The sequence below is a fragment of the Streptomyces sp. NPDC054841 genome (assembly GCF_053611045.1).
Genome location: NZ_JBSGZO010000938.1, coordinates 1 through 1063, shown reverse-complemented (window position 1 = coordinate 1063; position 1063 = coordinate 1). Strand labels below are relative to the sequence as shown.

Genomic DNA, 1063 nt, shown 5'->3' with positions numbered 1-1063 from the left:
GGCTCGCTGCACCGAAGCCCCCGGGGTCGCCCGGGGGCATTCGCGTGCCCCCGGGGCGCCCCGGGGCTTGCGGTGCCGCGTATGCCGGAATGCGGGAGTGTGGCTGAACGAGGTCCCTTCCGAATTCCTTGCCGGGTGAACGACCTGTACCGCCTCCCCGGCTCTCCCTAGCATGTGCGTCTTGCAGGATCCGATTCCCACAGACGTGAATGAGGACTGGATGCAGCGCGAGTCGTGGCGCCCGGACGCCATCGACACCAAAGTGCCGAGCGTGGCGCGCATGTACGACTACTTCCTGGGGGGCGACGACAACTACCAGTCCGACCGCGACGCTTGCGAGGAACTCCTCAAGCAGGTTCCCAGCACCAGGACGCTGGCCGTCAACAACCGCCGGTTCCTGCAGCGTGTGGTCCGGACGCTGGCTGCCGAGCACGGAGTGCGGCAGTTCATCGACCACGGCTCCGGGCTCCCGACCCAGGACAACGTCCACCAGGTCGCCCAGGCCGTCGACCCGGCCTCACGCGTGGTCTACGTCGACAACGACCCGATCGTGCTGGCGCACGGCCGCGCGCTGCTGGAGGAGAACGAACGCACCGCGGTCATCCAGGCCGACATGCGGGACACCGAAGGCATCTTCGGCCATGAGGAGACGACGCGGCTGATCGACTTCAGCCGGCCGGTCGCGGCGCTGTTCGTGTCGGTGCTGCACTGCATCCCGGACGAGTCCGACCCCGCGGGACTGATCCGGCGAGTGGCCGAGCGCCTCGTGCCGGGCAGTTTCCTGGTGGTCTGTCAGCTCGTCAGCGACCGGCCCGAGATCCGCCGGTTCGTCACCGACTTCATGGCGGAGGCCACGGGCGGCAACTGGGGCCGGGTGCGTGAGGAACACGAAGTGACCGAGTACTTCGCGGGCTTGGAGATCCTGGAGCCGGGCCTGGTGGAGGTGTCGATCTGGCGACCGGACACCGACCTCGCCCCCGTCCAGCAGACCGACGAATGGATCGAGTGGGGCGGCGCCGCCCGTCTCGTCTGACGGCGCCGACGCCCGTCGCCCTTCCACGCC

At 69.0% G+C, this 1063-nt stretch carries 1 protein-coding gene; it reads left to right on the top strand.

Translation table 11 applies throughout. The annotated features are described in order from the left end of the window. Positions 1-220: 220 nt before the first annotated feature. On the top strand, positions 221-1033 hold the full coding sequence (locus ACWGI8_RS44555) for an SAM-dependent methyltransferase (RefSeq protein WP_453669377.1): 813 nt from the start codon (positions 221-223) through the stop codon (positions 1031-1033). Positions 1034-1063: the final 30 nt, after the last annotated feature.

Bases quoted from the DNA above. Each gene is read 5' to 3' on its own strand.
- ACWGI8_RS44555 (WP_453669377.1), top strand. From the start codon at position 221: ATGCAGCGCGAGTCGTGGCGCCCGGACGCCATCGACACCAAAGTGCCG.